This is a genomic window from Halorubellus litoreus (genome assembly GCF_037081675.1).
Classification (GTDB): domain Archaea; phylum Halobacteriota; class Halobacteria; order Halobacteriales; family Natrialbaceae; genus Halorubellus; species Halorubellus litoreus.
In genome coordinates, this window is sequence record NZ_JAZAQL010000002.1 from 1,367,667 (window position 1) to 1,384,327 (window position 16,661).

18 protein-coding genes are annotated in these 16,661 nt (G+C 70.7%); 6 read left to right on the plus strand and 12 right to left on the minus strand.

What is annotated here, in order from left to right:
• Positions 1-203 precede the first annotated feature (203 nt).
• From VYJ16_RS14310 to VYJ16_RS14320, 3 genes are read left to right on the plus strand one after another with little or no spacing between them, the layout of a single operon-like run.
• Positions 204-1,247, plus strand: coding sequence for an ABC transporter permease (locus tag VYJ16_RS14310; RefSeq protein WP_336350979.1), 1,044 nt, complete (start codon positions 204-206; stop codon positions 1,245-1,247).
• A gap of 1 nt (position 1,248) precedes the next feature.
• Positions 1,249-2,196 carry an ABC transporter permease gene (locus VYJ16_RS14315; RefSeq protein ID WP_336350980.1) on the plus strand — a complete coding sequence of 316 codons (948 nt, stop codon included), beginning with the start codon at positions 1,249-1,251 and terminating at the stop codon, positions 2,194-2,196.
• Positions 2,197-2,201: 5 nt separating this feature from the next.
• Positions 2,202-2,582: a DUF7268 family protein gene (locus VYJ16_RS14320; protein WP_336350981.1), complete on the plus strand. Its 381-nt coding sequence runs from the start codon at positions 2,202-2,204 to the stop codon at positions 2,580-2,582.
• An 18-nt stretch (positions 2,583-2,600) separates the two neighbouring features.
• Here VYJ16_RS14320 and VYJ16_RS14325 read toward each other — a convergent pair whose 3' ends face one another.
• Positions 2,601-3,971 carry a dihydroorotase gene (locus tag VYJ16_RS14325; protein WP_336350982.1) on the minus strand — a complete coding sequence of 457 codons (1,371 nt, stop codon included), beginning with the start codon at positions 3,969-3,971 and terminating at the stop codon, positions 2,601-2,603.
• Positions 3,972-4,016: 45 nt separating this feature from the next.
• Complete coding sequence (locus tag VYJ16_RS14330) at positions 4,017-4,727, minus strand: lipoate--protein ligase family protein (protein ID WP_336350983.1); 711 nt, start codon at positions 4,725-4,727, stop codon at positions 4,017-4,019.
• Between the two features lie 54 nt (positions 4,728-4,781).
• On the opposite strand from VYJ16_RS14330, the gene VYJ16_RS14335 reads away from it, so the two are divergent.
• On the plus strand, positions 4,782-5,702 hold the full coding sequence (locus VYJ16_RS14335) for a DUF8155 domain-containing protein (protein WP_336350984.1): 921 nt from the start codon (positions 4,782-4,784) through the stop codon (positions 5,700-5,702).
• Between the two features lie 39 nt (positions 5,703-5,741).
• Here the strand turns inward: VYJ16_RS14335 and VYJ16_RS14340 are convergent, their stop codons facing one another.
• The 3 genes from VYJ16_RS14340 to VYJ16_RS14350 form a co-directional block, all read right to left on the minus strand.
• A complete protein-coding gene (locus tag VYJ16_RS14340) occupies positions 5,742-6,908 on the minus strand; it encodes a DHH family phosphoesterase (protein ID WP_336350985.1) in 1,167 nt (388 codons plus the stop codon).
• 61 nt (positions 6,909-6,969) lie between these two features.
• Positions 6,970-7,401: a hypothetical protein gene (locus VYJ16_RS14345; RefSeq protein WP_336350986.1), complete on the minus strand. Its 432-nt coding sequence runs from the start codon at positions 7,399-7,401 to the stop codon at positions 6,970-6,972.
• Between the two features lie 4 nt (positions 7,402-7,405).
• Positions 7,406-7,834: a universal stress protein gene (locus tag VYJ16_RS14350; protein WP_336350987.1), complete on the minus strand. Its 429-nt coding sequence runs from the start codon at positions 7,832-7,834 to the stop codon at positions 7,406-7,408.
• Positions 7,835-7,948: 114 nt separating this feature from the next.
• Between VYJ16_RS14350 and VYJ16_RS14355 the strand changes: the two genes are divergently transcribed.
• On the plus strand, positions 7,949-8,413 hold the full coding sequence (locus VYJ16_RS14355; protein ID WP_336350988.1) for a universal stress protein: 465 nt from the start codon (positions 7,949-7,951) through the stop codon (positions 8,411-8,413).
• Between the two features lie 113 nt (positions 8,414-8,526).
• On the opposite strand, the gene VYJ16_RS14360 is transcribed toward VYJ16_RS14355, so the two are convergent.
• From VYJ16_RS14360 to VYJ16_RS14385, 6 genes are all read right to left on the minus strand, one after another.
• Positions 8,527-9,075, minus strand: coding sequence for a GNAT family N-acetyltransferase (locus VYJ16_RS14360; RefSeq protein ID WP_336350989.1), 549 nt, complete (start codon positions 9,073-9,075; stop codon positions 8,527-8,529).
• Complete coding sequence (locus VYJ16_RS14365; RefSeq protein ID WP_336350990.1) at positions 9,072-9,440, minus strand: universal stress protein; 369 nt, start codon at positions 9,438-9,440, stop codon at positions 9,072-9,074. The genes VYJ16_RS14360 and VYJ16_RS14365 overlap by 4 nt, the downstream gene beginning before the upstream one ends.
• A gap of 91 nt (positions 9,441-9,531) precedes the next feature.
• Entirely contained in the window at positions 9,532-10,578 is a 1,047-nt protein-coding gene (locus VYJ16_RS14370) for an extracellular catalytic domain type 1 short-chain-length polyhydroxyalkanoate depolymerase (RefSeq protein WP_336350991.1), read from the minus strand.
• Between the two features lie 198 nt (positions 10,579-10,776).
• Positions 10,777-11,724, minus strand: a complete 948-nt coding sequence (locus tag VYJ16_RS14375; protein WP_336350992.1) for an aminopeptidase — start codon at positions 11,722-11,724, stop codon at positions 10,777-10,779.
• Between the two features lie 78 nt (positions 11,725-11,802).
• Entirely contained in the window at positions 11,803-12,039 is a 237-nt protein-coding gene (locus VYJ16_RS14380; RefSeq protein ID WP_336350993.1) for a hypothetical protein, read from the minus strand.
• 2 nt (positions 12,040-12,041) lie between these two features.
• Positions 12,042-12,248: a hypothetical protein gene (locus VYJ16_RS14385; protein ID WP_336350994.1), complete on the minus strand. Its 207-nt coding sequence runs from the start codon at positions 12,246-12,248 to the stop codon at positions 12,042-12,044.
• A 199-nt stretch (positions 12,249-12,447) separates the two neighbouring features.
• Between VYJ16_RS14385 and VYJ16_RS14390 the strand changes: the two genes are divergently transcribed.
• Entirely contained in the window at positions 12,448-13,461 is a 1,014-nt protein-coding gene (locus VYJ16_RS14390; RefSeq protein WP_336350995.1) for a type II glyceraldehyde-3-phosphate dehydrogenase, read from the plus strand.
• A 163-nt stretch (positions 13,462-13,624) separates the two neighbouring features.
• On the opposite strand, the gene VYJ16_RS14395 is transcribed toward VYJ16_RS14390, so the two are convergent.
• Positions 13,625-16,582, minus strand: coding sequence for a PKD domain-containing protein (locus VYJ16_RS14395; protein ID WP_336350996.1), 2,958 nt, complete (start codon positions 16,580-16,582; stop codon positions 13,625-13,627).
• Positions 16,583-16,661: the final 79 nt, after the last annotated feature.

Here is a 16,661-nt window from a genome sequence, read left to right on the forward strand (position 1 = left end):
CGCTCGTCGCGTCGGTCGTCGGCCGTTATCGTCGTGGTCGCGGTCGGCGGTGCGTCGGTCGGTTCGAACTGCGTCGTTCGAGTCAACGTTCGGAGTGTTTTCGAGGCGGATAGCGGCTGGAAGAATCGGGTGATGGCGTCGACTCTCGGGTGTCGATGGCAAGCGTTTTATTGGGACGGTCTGTGTGACGAACCAACACAGGAATGGTCTCGAAGCGATTCATCGCGAAGCGGCTGCTGTTGCTCGTGCCGGTGCTGTTCGGCGTGTCGACGTTCGTGTTCGCCATCCTCCATCTCTCGGGTGGTGATCCGGCACGCATCATCGCCGGCCAGCGCGCGTCCGAGGAGGTCGTCCGGCAGGTCCGCCAGGACCTCGGGCTGAACGACCCGATACTCGTCCAGTACGGGCGATTCCTCGTCGACGTCGTCCAGTTCGACTTCGGGAACTCCTACCAGGTCTCGAAGGGGAACCCGGTTCGGGACGTGCTCATCGCTCGCCTCCCCGTCACCATCGAGCTCGCGCTCTACGGGCAGTTCATCGGGCTCGCACTCGGCCTCCCGCTCGGCATCCTCTCCGCGATCAAGCAGGACTCGCTGCTCGACCACACGACGCGCATCGGCGCGCTCGCCGGTATCTCCGTGCCCATCTACTGGTCGGGGCCGCTCCTCATCCTGTTCTTCTCGGGCTACCTCGGTATCTTCCCGGCCGCGGGCCGCATCGGGTCGACCATCTTCCTCGACAACTCCTGGACGCTCCTCGGGATGGAGTTGCCGTTGACGGGGATGGTCACCATCGACACCCTCCTGCTCGGTCGACCGGTCGCGTGGCTGTCCGCGGTCTCGCACCTGTTCCTGCCCGCGATCACGATCGGCGTGTACTCGATGGCGCTCGTCTCGCGGATGATGCGGTCGTCGATGCTCGAGGTCATCAGGCAGGACTACATGCGGACCGCTCGCGCGAAAGGCCAGGGCGCGAAGATCACGGTCATGAAGCACGGGTTCCGGAACGCGATGATTCCCGTCATCACGGTCGTCGGCATCCAGTTCGGGACGCTCCTGGGTGGCGCGGTCCTGACGGAGACCGTGTTCGGTATCGGCGGTATCGGGACGCTCATCGTCTCCGCGATCAACGCGACGGACTACCCGGTCGTGCAGGGCGCGGTCCTGACGTTCGCGCTGTTGTTCACGCTCGTGAACCTCGGCGTCGACATCACGTACAGCTACCTCGACCCCAGAATCCAGCAATAACATGAGTACCGAAACCACAGACGTCGGCGCGGAACGCGAGGAACGCGGGCGCCTCCAGCGCATCCTGAGTTCGCCGTTCCTCAGCGACTTGCTCTCGAATCGCCTCGCGCTCATCGGTATCGGCATCATCCTCTCGATGCTGCTGATAGCGGTCTACGCGAGGGTGTTCTACGACCTCGGCGCGCTCGAGTCCTCGCGGCTCGGCGGGTCGTTCCCGGACCGGGCGGCGCCCGGGTGGGCTGGCGGACCCGCGGCGGCGAACGAGCTGTTGTTCGGGTCGGATCAGGCCGCGCGGGACATCTTCCGGCGGACGATGTACGGCGCGTGGATCGCGCTGAAGTTCGGGACGATCACGGTCGGCATCTCGACGGTCCTGGGCGTGACCCTCGGTATCCTCGCGGCGTACTACGGGGACGTGACGGACAACGTCATCATGCGGACGATGGACGTCCTGTTGGCGTTCCCGTCGCTCCTGCTGGCGCTCGCGCTCGTCGCGATCTTCGGCGCTGGGCTCTGGAAGGCGGTGATCGCGTTGACGCTCGTGTACACGCCGCGGTTCGCGCGCGTCGTCCGCGGGGCGGCGCTGAAGGTCCTGGAGGACGAGTACATCGACGCGACCGAGGCGCTGGGTGCGAAGGACCCGCGCATCCTGTTCCGGCACATCATGCCGAACACGCTCGCGCCGATCACGGTCCAGTCGACGCTGAACTTCGGGCTCGCCATCATCGACATCGCCGCGCTGTCGTTCCTCGGGTTCGGGGCGCCGCCGGGGTCGCCGTCGTGGGGGAAGATGCTCGCGAACGGCGTGGAGTTCGGCCTGCAGTCCGGGCGCTGGTGGATGTCGTTCTTCCCCGGGCTCTTCCTCGCGTTGACCGTCCTCGGGTTCAACCTCCTCGGTGACGGGATGCGGGACGCGCTGGACCCGCGGATGCAGGACGCGGTCGACTGATCGCGATGGACGCGGAGGCCGCGGCGGGCGAGCGCGTGCTGGCGTACGCGGTGCCGCGCCTGTGGCTGGTCGGCGGGGCGTTCGCGGTCGGCGCGGTCGTCGGCGCGGCGTTGCTCGTCGCGCTCGTCGTCGCGTTCGGGTGGGCGGTCGTCGAGGCCTCGCAGTTCGCGTTCGCGCTCGGCACGCTCGCGTTCGGCCTCGGCCTGCTGGGGTGGTCGGGGTCGGCGATGGCTGGTCGTGGCTTCGAGAACATGCAGGAGCATCTGGACACGAACACGAACTGGACCGAGGCGGATTCGCGGCGCGCGATGGCGCGAATCGGCGGGTTCGGTGGCGGTGCGATGCTCGCGACGGGGGTCGTGGAGTTCGTCGCGCTCGCCGGCTGAGCGCGGTCGCGTCGCGGGTTATCTTCTGACGTTCTCGCCGATAGCGCCCGCTGGGAACGCGTCGTCGGCCGCTGGACCGCCGGTGTCGCGGGCGGCGTCGTACGCGAGGTCGCCGCGGAGGTAGACGCGCTCGGGGAACACGCCCCGCCAGCCGTCGAACGGCGTCCACCCGCACTTCGAGTGCAGGGCGTCGCCGTCGATGGTCGTGGGGTCGTCGAGGTCGACGAGGACGAGGTCGGCGTCCGTCCCTTCGGCGACGGCGCCCTTCCGCGGGAGGTCGAAGACGTCGGCGGGATTCCCGGCGACGAGGTCGCGGACGCGCTCGAGGTCGAGGCGGCCCGTGCGTGCTTCCTCGAGGAGGAGCGGGAGCATGGTCTCGACGCCGGGGACGCCACTCGGGGCGTCGGTGAGGGTCGCCTCCTTCTCTTCGATGGTGTGGGGGGCGTGGTCGGTGGCGACGACGTCGACGGTGCCGTCGGCGACGCGCTCGTAGACGTCCTCGCGGCGGGCTTCGCTCCGGAGCGGCGGGTTCATGCGGCCGTAGGTCCCGAGCGGGTCGCCGGGCTGGCGGTCCGCGGGGCGGTCGGGCGCGTCCGCGCCGGTGAGGTCCGCGCGGGAGAGCAGGAGGTGGTGCGGGCTGACCTCGCAGGTCGCGCCCGCCGCCGCGGCGGCGTCGACGCCCTCGGGCGTCGAGGTGTGCGCGATGTGGAGGGCGGCGTCGGCGTTCGCGGCGACGTCGCACGCGCGCTCGACGGCGGCGGCCTCGGCGTCGGCGGTCCGGTACGCGCTCCACGCGTCCGCGTTCGCCGCGCGCCCCTCGCCGTCGCCCGCGTCGTCGAGCGCGGCCTCGTCGAACAGCGTCGCGTCCTCGGCGTGCACCGTCACGGTCACGTCGGCGTCGCCGGCCTTCGCGACCGCGTCCGCGAACAGGTCCGCGTCGATACCCATGTTCCCAGTCGAGTCCGCGAGGAACACCTCGCCGAGCGCGAACACGTCGCGCTCCAGCAGCGACTCGGGGTCCCAGTCGGCGGTGACGCCGCCGTTGATGCCCCAGTCGACGTACGACTGGTCGGCGAACGCGGCCTTCTCGTCGAACGCCGCACCCGTCGTCGTGGGCGGACTCGTGTTCGGCTGGTCGACGACGGTCGTGACGCCGCCCGCGACCGCCGACCGCGACCCCGTCTCCCACGTCTCCTTGTGCCCGTACCCCGGCTGTCGGAAGTGCACGTGCGCGTCGATGGCACCAGGCAGGAGGTGCTTGCCCGACGCGTCCACCACCGTCTCGTCGCCCGTCGCCGCGGCGACGTCACCCACCGCCGTTATCTCGCCGTCCTCGACGCGGACGTCGGCCGTCTCGCCGTCCGCGAGCGTCGCGTTCCGGAAGAGCATACGCGACGCGTCACCGGCGAGCGCCCTGAAGGCTCCGGTCCAGCGTCAGAGCGCGTCGACCGAGACGACCTCGCGCTCGCTGCCGTCGACGAGCGCGTCCTCGAGCGCTCGGCGGACGCGGTCGGGGTCGCTCGGGCCGCCGGCGCTCGCGACGCTGCCGACGCTCGCGGGGTCGAAGGGGACGTCGAGCGCGCGGTAGACGGGAGCGAGGACGGCGGCGAGTTCGTCGCGGTTCGCGACGGTGAGCACGCCGCTCGTGATGGCGGCGCCCTGCGTGACGCGCTGGGCGAGCCCCGCGAGCTTTCCGTTCCCCGCAGCGCGGAGCGAGTGTTGGCCAGGACAGAACGAGTCGGGGGGTTCGCCGTCGACGGCGTCGACGCCGAGCGCGGAGAGGGCGTCGCGGACGTCCCGACTGAGGGCGTCGTAGCGCTCGTCGAGCCCGCCGCGCACGCCGTCGACGGGCGTGATGCGGGCGAACGCGAGCGTCGTCGCGCCGTCGTACGCGACCGCGCGCCCGCCGACCGAGCGCTCGACCGGCTCGAACCCGTGCTCGCGCGCCGCGGCCGCGGCGGCGTCGTACCCCTCGCTGCGGGTGTCGCGGCGACCGAACGCGACGATGCGCGCCGGCGCCCACACGCGGACCGCCGGCTGGCCGGTGTCGGCGACGCGGTCCCGGAGTCGCGCGGTCGCGTCGCCGTCCGCGAGCGCGTCGTCGAGTCGGCCGCGGACGACGAGCGTCGGCGAGTTCGCTTCCATACCAGAGGGGTCGGACCGCGCCGGTTTAGGCACGTCGCCCCTAACCCGCGACCGATGCGGACAGACGAAGCGAAGGACGCGGCGACGGAGAAGCGCGGGGTGTCGGTCGACGACGACGGCGGCGTCGTCCACCTCCCGCGGGCGGCGCTCGCGCAGTACCGGCGGTACACGCTGTACAACTCGCCGTACGCCGCCCACGACGCCGGGTGCGCGGTGGACCTGTACCCGCTCGACGGCACCGCGCCCAGTCCCGTCAGCGGCGAGGTCGTCGCGACCGAGACGGTGCGCGCGCCGCCGAAGCCGTACGCGCCCGCCGACGATCACCTCGTCGTCGTCGACTGCGGGCCCGTCGTCGCGCGGATCATGCACGTGAAGCCGCGCGTCGCGGTCGGCGACACGGTCGAGCGCGGCGACGACCTCGGCGACCTCGTGCGCGCGGGGTTCTTCGCGCGCTGGGTCCCGAACCACCTCCACGTCGGCTTCCGCCGGCACGACCAGAACCACCTGCGCGCCGGCGGCTCCCTCCCCCTGGACGTCGACGTCGACCCGGTCCCGCTCGACTGGGACGGCACCGGCACGGTCGTCGACACTGGCGAGACGTACGCGCTCCTGGACGCGCCCGACTCCAGTCACCTCGAACCCGGTGCGTTCGCCGGGCTCGCCGCCAGCGTCGCCGGCGAGCGGGTCGTGCTCGACGGCGGCTTCCAGCACTACGACGGTGGCGGAGTGCATTCGGACGCGACCGGCCGCGTCGAGCTCCTCGGCGAGCACGTCGGCGACGCCGTCGCGAGCCCCGGGAGCGCGAACGACGTCGCGTGGCGGCCCGTCGCGGTGCGCGCGAACGACGACCCCGTCCACGGCATCTCGCTGTTCTGCGGGCAGCGCGGCGACTACGCGGTGAAGCTCGTCGGCGAGAACCTCGCGTTCGAGGTCGGCGAGCACGTCGCGGTCGAACTCGACCCCCTTACCGGGTGAACCCCGCCGAGGGGTTTACGCGAGACGTAAACCTCCGCGTCACTCGGCGGCCGCGGACGCGTCGTCGTCGTCGCCGTCGTCGTCGCCGGCCTCGTCCGCTCCGGCGTCATCCGCTCCGCCCTCGTCCGCTCCGGCCTCGTCCTCTCGTTCGAGGTGCCGGAAGCCGTCGAGGATGACCTGCTTCGCCGTGGCGCCGCGCGTCGTCCAATGGTGCGCGTAGTCGAGCATGTCGTCGTAGATGTCGGGCTTGCAGCCCGCCGCCTTCGGGTGCCCGCCGCCGTTCACCTGGCCGGCGACCTCGTGGCAGCGCTCGAATCGGTCGGTGCCGCGGATGCTCGCGGACCCCGCGGGTTTCACGACGACGCTCGCGTCCGCGCCCTGCTCGCGGAACGCTTCGGCGACCTCGTTCTGCGAGCACCGCCCGTACGTCACGCCGACCGTCCACCCGTTCACCTCGCGTATCTCGCCGCGGTCCACGGCCTTCTCGATGAGCGCCTCCTTCTCCACGCGACGCTCCGCGAGGAGTTCCTGGGCGTCCGCGGGGAGGTCCGCGCCGCCCTCGCGGACGATATCGATGTACTCCTCGGGGTCCAGCCAGTACGCGAGGTCCGCGAGGTCGTCGCTCCGCGGGTCCTCGCGCAGCCAGAGGTCGTGGTCCCGGGTCACCGCGGCGAGGTCGACGTACTGCTCGTCGAAGTCGTACTCGAGCGAGCGGACCGCGACGTCCGCGGTGCACTCCTCGTCGCTGTTCCCGACGACGAGGTCCACACCGGCGTCGCGGACCTTCGCGGCGACGTCGTCGTCCCACTGGTGGTGGTCGAACCACCGCACCGACCCCGCGGTCTCGACGAGCGCCGAGAGTTCCTCGTCGACGTACTCGAACTTGTCCGGGCAGAGGTCGCAGACGAACACGTCCAAGCCGGGTTCGCCGTACTCCGCGACGAGCTCCATGCCCTCCTCGAGGTCGTGCGGGCCCGCCGGCACGAGGCCGGCGTCGCCGTAGACCTCGCGCAGCAGCGCGACGCACGCCAGTCCGTCCGCGTCCGGGTCGGCGACGACGGCGACCGACTGCCCCGCGAGCGCCTCGGCGGCCTCGCGCTCCCGTCGCTCCTCGTCGACCTCGTCCGGCACGAAGAACCCTGTCCCAGGAAGTACCGACTTCCGCGCGAGCGACATGTCGTCCTGCTCGATGAGAGACTCGTCCATACCCCGAGGACGCGAGCGCGCGGCAAGTAGGCGGCGGTTCGCGAGTGGTAGCGGCGCGCAGCTACTCGCTTGCCCGCCGCTGGAGCGCGTGCACGCCGATACCAACACCGTACGCGACCGCACCGAGGACGAGCGCGGGGATGGCGGGCCCCACGAGCAGGGTCGACGTCGCGCTCTCGACGGTCGGTTCCCGGCCGATAGGTGCGTCGGTGAACGCGTACGGCACCCAGAACGGGAGCAGGCCGCTCCAGGCCAGCAGGACGCTCGCGGCGATTCCCCGGTTCAGGTACGCGTTCGCCGCCGCGAGCGAGAACCCGACCGCGCCCGCCCCGACGAGGGACACGACGTACGCAGGGAACCAGTCGACCGACGGCGCGAAGAACACGCCGACGACGAGCACGGCGAGCGCGAGTGCAGCAGCGACGAACCCACCCGTCGTCCGCGCGTCGCGACCGAGCACGTGCTCGCGGAGCACCGCCATCGAGACCGCCATCGCGCTACTCCTCTTGGAGCTGACGCACCGTCAACACCGGGCGGTCGCACGTCCGCACGACGCGCTCGGCGACGCTCCCGATGAGGAACCGGTTCTCGCCGTGCCGCCCCCGGGTGCCGGTGGCGACCACGTCCGCGTCCACCTCGCGCGCGTACGCCGTGATCTCCGCCGCCGGACGGCCCTCGCGAACCGCCGTCGTCACGTCGACGTTCGCGCGCTCCGCGACCGTCGACAGCGCCGCCTCACCGTCCGCCTCGAGCGCACTCCGTAGTTCGTCGCGCACCGACTCCGGCGAGGACTCCACCTCGGAGGCGTCCACGACGTACAGCGCGTGCACCGTCGCGTCGAACCGCTCGGCGAAGTCGAGCGACACGTCGACCGCGCGCTGCACGCTCTCGGAGCCGTCCGTCGCGACGACGACCGAATCGAACATACCCGAGGGAACGACCGGCCGCGGCTTAAAGCCACCCGACGCACCACGACCCAACCCCGGAACCACGAGGCGAACGCACGCACCTTTTTGGTGCCCGCCGTCGCACTGCCCGCCATGAGTACGCCCGCGCCAGCCGAGGCGCTCGAGGTCGACACCGTCCTCGTTCCCGTCGACGGCAGCGACGAATCGGTGACCGCCGTCGAGTACGCCGTCGCCATCGCCGACGAGTACGACGCCAGCGTGTACGCCGTCTACGTCGTCGGCCAGGACGTCGTGCGCGCCGTCGAAGAAGGAGCGGTCGAAGCGGACGACGTCTCCAGCGACAGCCAGTCGTTCATGGACGACGTCGCACCCATCGCCGCCGAACACGACGTCGAACTCCGGCACTCCACCGCGTACGGCTTCTCGACCACACGCAAGACCCAGCACCCCGGGAGCGTCGTCCTCGACACCGCCGACGAGGTCGACGCCGACTTCCTCGTCGTCCCCCGCGAACCCATGGGCGAAGGCGGCGACGTCCTCGCCAAAGCCGCCGAATACGTCCTCCTCTACGCCAGCCAACCGCTGCTGTCCGTGTAAGCGACCGCGAGAACCGTCGACTCCCAGAACCGGCGGCCTGGAGGCCGCCGGACGCTTGGTCAGTCCGCGACCACACCACAGAACCGGCGGCCGGGAGGCCGCCGGACGCTTGGTCAGTCCGTGAGCCTGAGACTCATCTCGAGTTCGAAGCTCTCGGACCCACAGGTCTCGAACCCGACGTCGCGGTAGAGTGCGACCGCGGCGCTGTTCCAGCGTTCGACCGTGAGCCACACGCGGTCGACGCCCTCGCTCGCGCCGTGCCCGAGCAGCGTCTCCAAGAGTTCGCGGCCGATACCGGCGCGCTGGTACTTCTGGAGGACGAAGATCGCGAGCTCGTACGCGTGCTCGCCGGGTTCGCCGTGCGCTGCGTCCGGGACGAGCGTCGCGTGCCCGGCGACGTCGTCGCCGTGGAACGCCGCGACGTTCAAGCCCTCGTCGAAGATGGCGTCCAGCCAGTCGTACACGCGGTCCTCGCCCGCCGGCGGGATGCCCTGCGCGCGGTCCGCGGGGTCGAACGCGACGTACATCTCCGCGACCGCGTCCATCTGGGCGTCGTCGATCGCGTCGATACGGATCTCGCGGTCCTCGCGGTCCGCGAACGACCGCGGTGGCGTCGGGAACCCGCTCGTCGCGTCGTCGGGGTACGCACGATTCCCGGTCATCGCACGAGTCGAACGGACGTGGTAGCGTTCAAGAGCACGAACTCGGTGACGGGCCCGAGGCGGATCTTCCCCATCGGGCTCTCGGTACCGCCGCCGATCGCGAGCTCGTCGAACCCCTCGCGTTCGGCGGTGTCGACGAGCGACGCGCCCGGGTCACCGTCGAGGAATCGCACGTCGACGTCGAGCCCGTGACGCTCGGCGACCGTGCGCGCCTCGTCCGCGACGTCCTCGGGGGACTGCTCCATGTCGTCCTTCTCGATGACCGCGATGGTGAGGTCGTCACCGGCCTCGACCGCGCGCTCGACCGTCGACTCGAGCGCGCGCATCGACTCCTCGCCGCCGGCCACTCCCAGCAGTACTCGCATACTCGCATCCATCCGCGGAGACGTCAAAGTGGTTTCGCCGCCGTGGAGTGGCTTCGCCGCCGCGGAGCAGACCGCGAGCGCGCACGGCCCGCTACCAGCGCTCGAAGAACCGCCAGATGGCGTCGGTCGCACTGGGTGCGTCCGGTTCGGCGTACGTCGCGCCGCTCGCACCGCCACTCCAGTCGTGCCCGAGGCCGTCGACCGTCCAGCGTTCGACCGCCACCCGGCCCTGTGCGTCGACGTGCCGTTCCCGCTGCCAGTCGAACCCGCCCGTGGACCCGGTCGCGGTCTCGCTGGGCGACCAGGAGACGTCCCCGTCGGCCGCGCCGTCGCCCACGTAGTCGCTCGTCCCCGCGGCCTGCACCGCGGCCTGATAGCCGTTCACGGGGTCGACCGTGTAGTCGTCAGTCCCGTGGAAGACCGCGGTCGGCGTGCGGCCGACGACGTCGTTGCCGACCATCGCCTCGTACGCGTCGAGCGCTTGGGCTTCGGGGTCGGGGCCGCCGTACGTCATCGACCACGTCGCGCCCGTCGCGGTCTCGGCGGCGTCGTACTCCAGGCCGGAGTGGACGGCGCCGGCGGCGTACACGTCCGGGTACGCGACGAGGAGGTTCGGGACCATCGCCGCGCCCGCGGAGAACCCCGCGACGTACACGCGCGAGGCGTCCGCGCCGAGCCGGTCGACCTCGTGGAGCGCGATGCTCGTGATGTCCGCGCCCTCCCCGCTCCCGCGGGCGGTGTTGTAGTCGTAATACCAGTTCCAGCAGTCGAACGAGTTCGAGAACGACGACTGATCCGGATAGACGACGGAGAACCCTTCGGCGGCGGCGAGTGCGTTCATCCCGGTCGCGTACGCGAACTCGTCGGGCTCCTGACTGCAGCCGTGGAGCATCACGACGAGCGGCCGGTCCGCGCCGCCGCCGTCGGGGACGTACCGCGTGTAGTGGACGCCGTCGTGGTACTCGTCCGTGTACTCGCCGCTCGGTACAATCCTGTCGGTGGACTCGCCGCTCGATACAATCCTGTCGGTGGACTCGCCGCTCGACGCACCCGCCGCCGTGTCCGCGCTCGCGGTCGCCCCGGCGGCCCCGACGGCCGCCGCGGTCGCGCTCGCCCGGAGGAACGCACGTCGCTTCATGCTACGCGAAGACATGCCACGCGGCGTGCCAGTCAACGGACGGGTTAACTGGTTAACCAACCGCAGCGAAAGCGGCAGCAAGTGACAGATAATTCACGTGGGCGGACGACAGCAGCGTCGGTTCACGCCGGTGTCGGCCGCGTCGGCTACGGCTGCGGGAGGTCCACGACCTCCCCGTCTCGCGGCTTCGCCGCTCGACTACGGTCGAGGAAGTTCCACTTCCTCGCCGTCCGCGTACACCGTCGGGTCCTGGATGACGCCGTCGGAGTGGATGGGCGCGTCGGTGTCGCCGCCGATACCGGCGTTGTCGCCGATGGCGATGTGGACCGTTCCGGCGGCCTTCTCGTCGAGCAGCACCGAGCCGACGAGGTCCGTGACGGCGACGTTCGTCCCGATACCGAGCTCCGCGAGGTTGTAGACGACGTCGCCGGCGTCCGCGGCGAGGTCCGCGAACTGCTCGGCGATGCGGTCGTCCTCGATGTTCACGACCTGGCCGTCCTCGACGTCGAACGCGAGCGTCTGGTCGTCGTCGAGACGCTCGTACGGCATCATCGTCCCGTCGACGACGAACCGGCCGTTCGCGGTCTCGGGCGCGACGAACACCTCGCCAGCGGGGAGGTTCGAGAACTGGCCGTCCTCGTGGACCATCCCGGTGTCCGCGAGCCACTCGCGCTCGCCGGCCTCGAACGTGATGTCCGTCCCGAGTTCGGTCGTCACCCGGACCTCGTCGGCGTCCGCGACCTGCGCGAGCACGTCCTCGCAGTGGGCCGCGATACGCTCGTAGTCCGCGTCCAGTCCGGTCGTGAACACGTCCTCGGTGATACCGGGGAGCGTCGCGCCGCGCGCGCCGGCGTCGGTCGCCGCCGACCGCGCTCGCGTGTGACTCAGGCTCTTCGACGTCGGCGCGAGGAACACGTCCGCCGCCGCCATCGCGGCCGCGACCGCCTCCGGCGGCTCCTCGCCGTGGTTCTCGCCCGGCGGGTACTGGAGGATGGTCGCGTCGTCGGTCGCGTCGAGCGCCGCGTCGTACAGCGCCTCGCCGATGGGGCGGCGCTCGTCGTCGGTCACGACGACCACGCTCTCGTCCTCGCTGACGGCCATGCACTGCTCGATGGCGGTTCGCGCCGGCGCCGAAAGGTCGCTCATGGCGAGGAGTCCGACCGGAACCGGATTAGGTCTTGTCGTCTCGACGCGACCCCGCGGGACCGACCGTCGAATCCCCAGCTAGAGCGCGGTGGAGACGACGAACGCACCGCCGACGGTCGCCGCGAGCCCGAGACACACGAAGGCGCCGCCGAGCACGCGCACCGCGTACTCCGGCCAGCCGGGCTCCGGCGTGGACGGGATGCCCCAGGCGAACGCGAGCCAGAACGTCGGCGAGCGCAACTGGACGACGCCGGTGAGGAGCGCGACGACGCCGGCCCCGGCGAGGAACGCGCCGAGCCCGATGGGTCCCGTCACGGTCACACGAGCGTGGACGCGAGCATCGCGAACAGCCCGACGACGCCGAGAATGGCGCCGTCGGTCTGCACGTAGCTGAGCGCGGAGCGTCGGCCGCCGACGGCGAACAACCGCGCCGGCCGTTCGTTGTAGTCGGCGGGCGGACGGACGGCGTTCACGCCGCCGACGAACAGCACGAGTCCGGCGACGAAGGTGGCAGCTGCGAGCACGTTGGATTTTGATAGAACAGCATAGATAATAAACATGTACCTTGCGTAATTAAGGCGCGTCGGGGAGCGACCCACCCACGACCCGCGACTCGACCGACGCTCGAAAGGTACTCGCTCGCGAGTCCTTCTTCGGGGCTCTCCGGGCGTCGACGCGACCGCACTCGGAACTATTAGGACGCTGGCCGGCGCAGCCTCGCGTATGATACAGGTCGCGGTCAACGGGTACGGAACGATCGGCAAGCGCGTCGCGGACGCCGTCCGCGCACAGCCCGACATGGAGGTCGTCGGCGTCGCGAAGACCAGCCCGAACTTCGAGGCCGAAACGGCCGTCGACAAGGGCTACCCGCTGTACGCCGCCATCGAGGACCGCATCGAGCTGTTCGACGACGCCGGCATCGACCTCGCCGGGACCGTCGACGAACTCGTCGCCGAAGCCGATATCGTCGTCGACGCGTGCCCGTCGGGTATCGGCGCGGACAACGTCGCGATGTACCGCGAGCACGACACGCCCGCGCTCCTCCAGGGCGGCGAGGACGCCGACGCCGCGGACGCCAGTTTCAACGCGCGCTCGAACTACGACACCGTCGAAGGACTGGACGTCGTCCGCGTCGTCTCCTGTAACACCACCGGCCTCAGTCGCCTCATCAAGCCCCTCGAAGAGGCCTACGGCGTCGAGAAGGTGCGCGCGACGCTCGTCCGCCGCGGCGGCGACCCCGCCCAGACCGGGCGCGGCCCCATCAACGACATCCTCCCGAACCCGGTCGGCCTCCCGAGCCACCACGGCCCGGACGTCGAGACGATCTTCCCGGACCTCGACATCGACACGCTCGGCCTGAAGGTCCCTGCGACCCTCATGCACATGCACTCGATCAACGTCACCCTCGCGGACCGCCCGAGCGCGGACGCCGTCCGCGAACTGCTGGAGGGCGAATCGCGGACGTTCGTCATCCCCGAGCACCTCGACCTCGACGGCGCCGGCGCTATCAAGGAGTACGCGATGGACCGCGGTCGACCGCGCGCGGACGTCTGGGAGAACTGCATCTGGGGCGAGTCCGTCACGATGGAGGACGACGACCTCTACCTCTTCCAGGCCATCCACCAGGAGTCCGACGTCGTCCCGGAGAACGTCGACGCCATCCGCGCCGTCCTCGGCACCGACGACCAGACCGCGAGCATCGAGACGACGAACGACGCGATGGGCATGGGCCTGTAGGCGGCGCGACGCGCCCGACACCCACCGCGTTCCCGCAGGCATCGCTCGCTTCTCCGGACGCCGACCGCGAGCGTCGGCTATCCGTTCGTCGCTCGCAGATAGAATCGAGTCGCCGCGCAGAGCGAAACGCGGTCGGTCAGTCGCCGCGCCGGTTCGTCGACCGTCAGCGACGCCTGACGCCGACCGCGAGCGTCGCGAGGACCGCCAGGACGGCGACGGCGACGCCGAACCCGGGGCTGCCCTCGTCGGGCGTCTCGGTGGTCGTCCCGGCGGAGGCGTTCGTGGTCGGTGCCGCGGACGCCGCGGTCGTCGGCGCGCTCGTCGCGTCGTCGGTACCGGTCGCGGTCGGCGGCGCGGTCGTCGTCGCCGCGTCGGTGGTCGTCGGCGCCGCGGTGGCCGTCGCAGTCGGCGGGGCCGCGGTCGTGGTCGGCTCCGTCGTCGTCGGGCGCTCCGTCGTCGGGCGCTCCGTCGTCGGGCGCTCGGTTGGTTGCTCCGTCGGCGGTGGACTCGTCTTCGGCGGCGGGCTCGACGTCGTCGTCGTCGTCGGCGGGCTCGTCGTCGTCGGCGGCGGGCTCGTCGTCGTCGGCGGCGGGCTCGTCGTCGTCGGCGGAGTCGTCGTCGTCGGCGGAGTCGTCGTCGTCGGCGGAGTCGTCGTCGTCGGCGGCGGAGTCGTCGTCGTCGTCGCTGCTTCCACCGTGACCGACCGCGTCGTCGAGTTCACGTTCCCGGCCTCGTCCGTCACGGAGAGCGTTATCGTGTAGTCGCCAGCGGCAGCGTACTGGTGCGTCGCGTTCTCGCCGGACGTCGTCGTCCCGTCACCGAACGTCCAGACGTAGCCGGCGATACCGACGTCGTCGGTCGACGCGCTCGCGTTCACCGACACGTCCTCGCCGACCGCGACCGTCGCCGGCGACCGGTCGAACACCGCGACAGGTGGCGTGTCGTCGGTCTCGAGGAACGACTCGTCCGCACCCGACGTCACCGTCGGACACGACACCTCGACGCCGTCCGGGCCGTCCGTCGCCGGGTCGTAGACGTCGAGCGCGTTCGAACCCGACGCCGGGTCCGTGCCGACCGCGCCCTGTCCGTCAGCCGTCACCACGTTCCCCGCGAGGTAGTTCCCCGACGTCGCGAGCGTCCCCCACGCGTCGCTGTAGAACGCGACCGCGTTGTTCGTCACGTTGTTCCCCGTCACCGTGACGTTCCCCGCCTGCGTCCGGTACTGCGAGTCCGGGCGCGCCAGGTACAGCGCCGCGACCCCGCTGTCGTTCAGGTGATTCCCGACGAACCGAACCGTCGCGCTCGACCGCGTCGTCTGCCCCACGGTCGCCGCCACCGACGCGCCGTACGTCGGCGCGCCCGTAACCGTGTTGTTCGTCACGTTCAGGTCGAAGTCGTCGACCGCATCCGTCCCGAACAGCTCCACCGTCATCCCGTTGGCGTCACCCGCGAGGTCGGTGCCGGTCGCCGTCATCGCGAACCGGTTCCCGTCCACGCGGACCGCGTCCGTCGACCGCGCCATCCGCCCCGTGAACGAGAACGCCTGCTCCGCCGCCTGCACGTCGTTGCGCGTCACCGAGACGTTCGCGAACGTGAACGGCTTCGCCGGGAAGTACCGCGTCTCCGCCTCACCCGACCCCGAGAGGCGAAGGCCCGCGCTGTTCGACGTCGGAACCGTCACGCGGTTCCGGTCGATAGCGACGTCCTGGAACGTCCCGTTCGCCATCGGCCCGTCGAGCGAGATCCCGACCTGGTTGTAGCCCGTGACGACGTTCCCCGAGATCGAGGCGTTCCGGAGGACGCCCGCCTCCGTCTGCGTGTGGAACGTGATTCCCTCCCCGCCCGTCTCGACGTCGTTCCCGTCGATACTGACGTCCTCGACGACGAGACCCGTGTACTGGTCGGGCGCATCGACGAACACCGCGAGACCGCTCGACCCGCTATCGGGGCCGTTCATGTCGTTCCCGCTGATGTCCACGCCGGACGCCTCCGAGAACGCGACGCTCAGCGCGTCAGCCTGGCCCGTCGAGTTGATGGTGTTGTCGCAGATGACGAGGTCCGACACCGCGACGCCGTCGTTCGCGGTCACCAGGAGGACGTTCCGGACGTCGCCGCTGGACGTGAACGTGTTGTTCTCGACGGCGACGCGCGCCATCGTCCCCGGCGTCGCCGGCTCCCCGGCGACCGACAGTATCGCCTGCTCGTTGCGCGTCTCGAAGTCGTTCCCGGTCACGAGCACGTCCGTGACGTCGTGGCCCTCGTCGCGCGTCGACACGTCGAACGGGTTGTACGAGACGTTCACGTCGTTGTCCGCGACGGTGAGCCCCGAGATGCTCGCGTTCCGCGCGTACGTGTCGAGCACGAACCCGTAATCCATCGAGTCCGGCTCTCCCGCGACGACGTTCCCGCGGAACACGACGTCCGCCATCCCGCCCTCGTCGGTCCCGTGCTGGATCTCGACCGCGGTCCCGACGTCCTCGAACTCGTTGTCGAGGAACGCGACGTTCGCGTACGTCGTCCCGGTCGCCGTCGAGCTGTCGTCGTCGTCGTCGACGACGTGAACGCCGGCCCGGTCGCCGTCGGCCCCCGACCCGACGAACCGCACGCGCTCGACGACGAACGAGTCGAGGTTCCCGTCGATCTCGGTCCCGTCGATACCGACCACGCTGTTCCGGTCGATACCGCGGAACTCGCTGTCCCGTATCGTGACGCCCGAGAGCGTCTCGTCCGCGGCGAGCGACAGCTCGACGCCGCCGTACGCGAACCGCGGTTCGAAGACGACGCCCTCGATGGTCGTCCCGGAAGCGTTCGCGGTGAGGACCAGCGCGGGCCCGTAGTCGTAGTCACCGATGACGGGCGCGTTCGCACCAGCGCCGACCGCGTTCGGGTCCGGGTCGCCGCGAATCGTCAACGGCTTGTCGAGGACGTTCAGGTCGGTTCCGCCGCCAGCGTCGTACGTCCCGCTCTCGACCTCGACCGTATCGCCAGCGGACGCGTTGTCGACGGCGAACCAGAAGTTCTCGTAGTCGCCCGAGCCGTCGGCGGCGACGACGATCGTCGACGACGCCGCGCCCGCCGTCGTCGCCGGCGCGAGTCCGACGACGACCGTGCTCGCGACCACCGCAACAACCACAGCGAGTGTAACCCAGGTCCGTGCCCTTTGGTTACGACTTCCCACCGGATACATACAACACCCACGA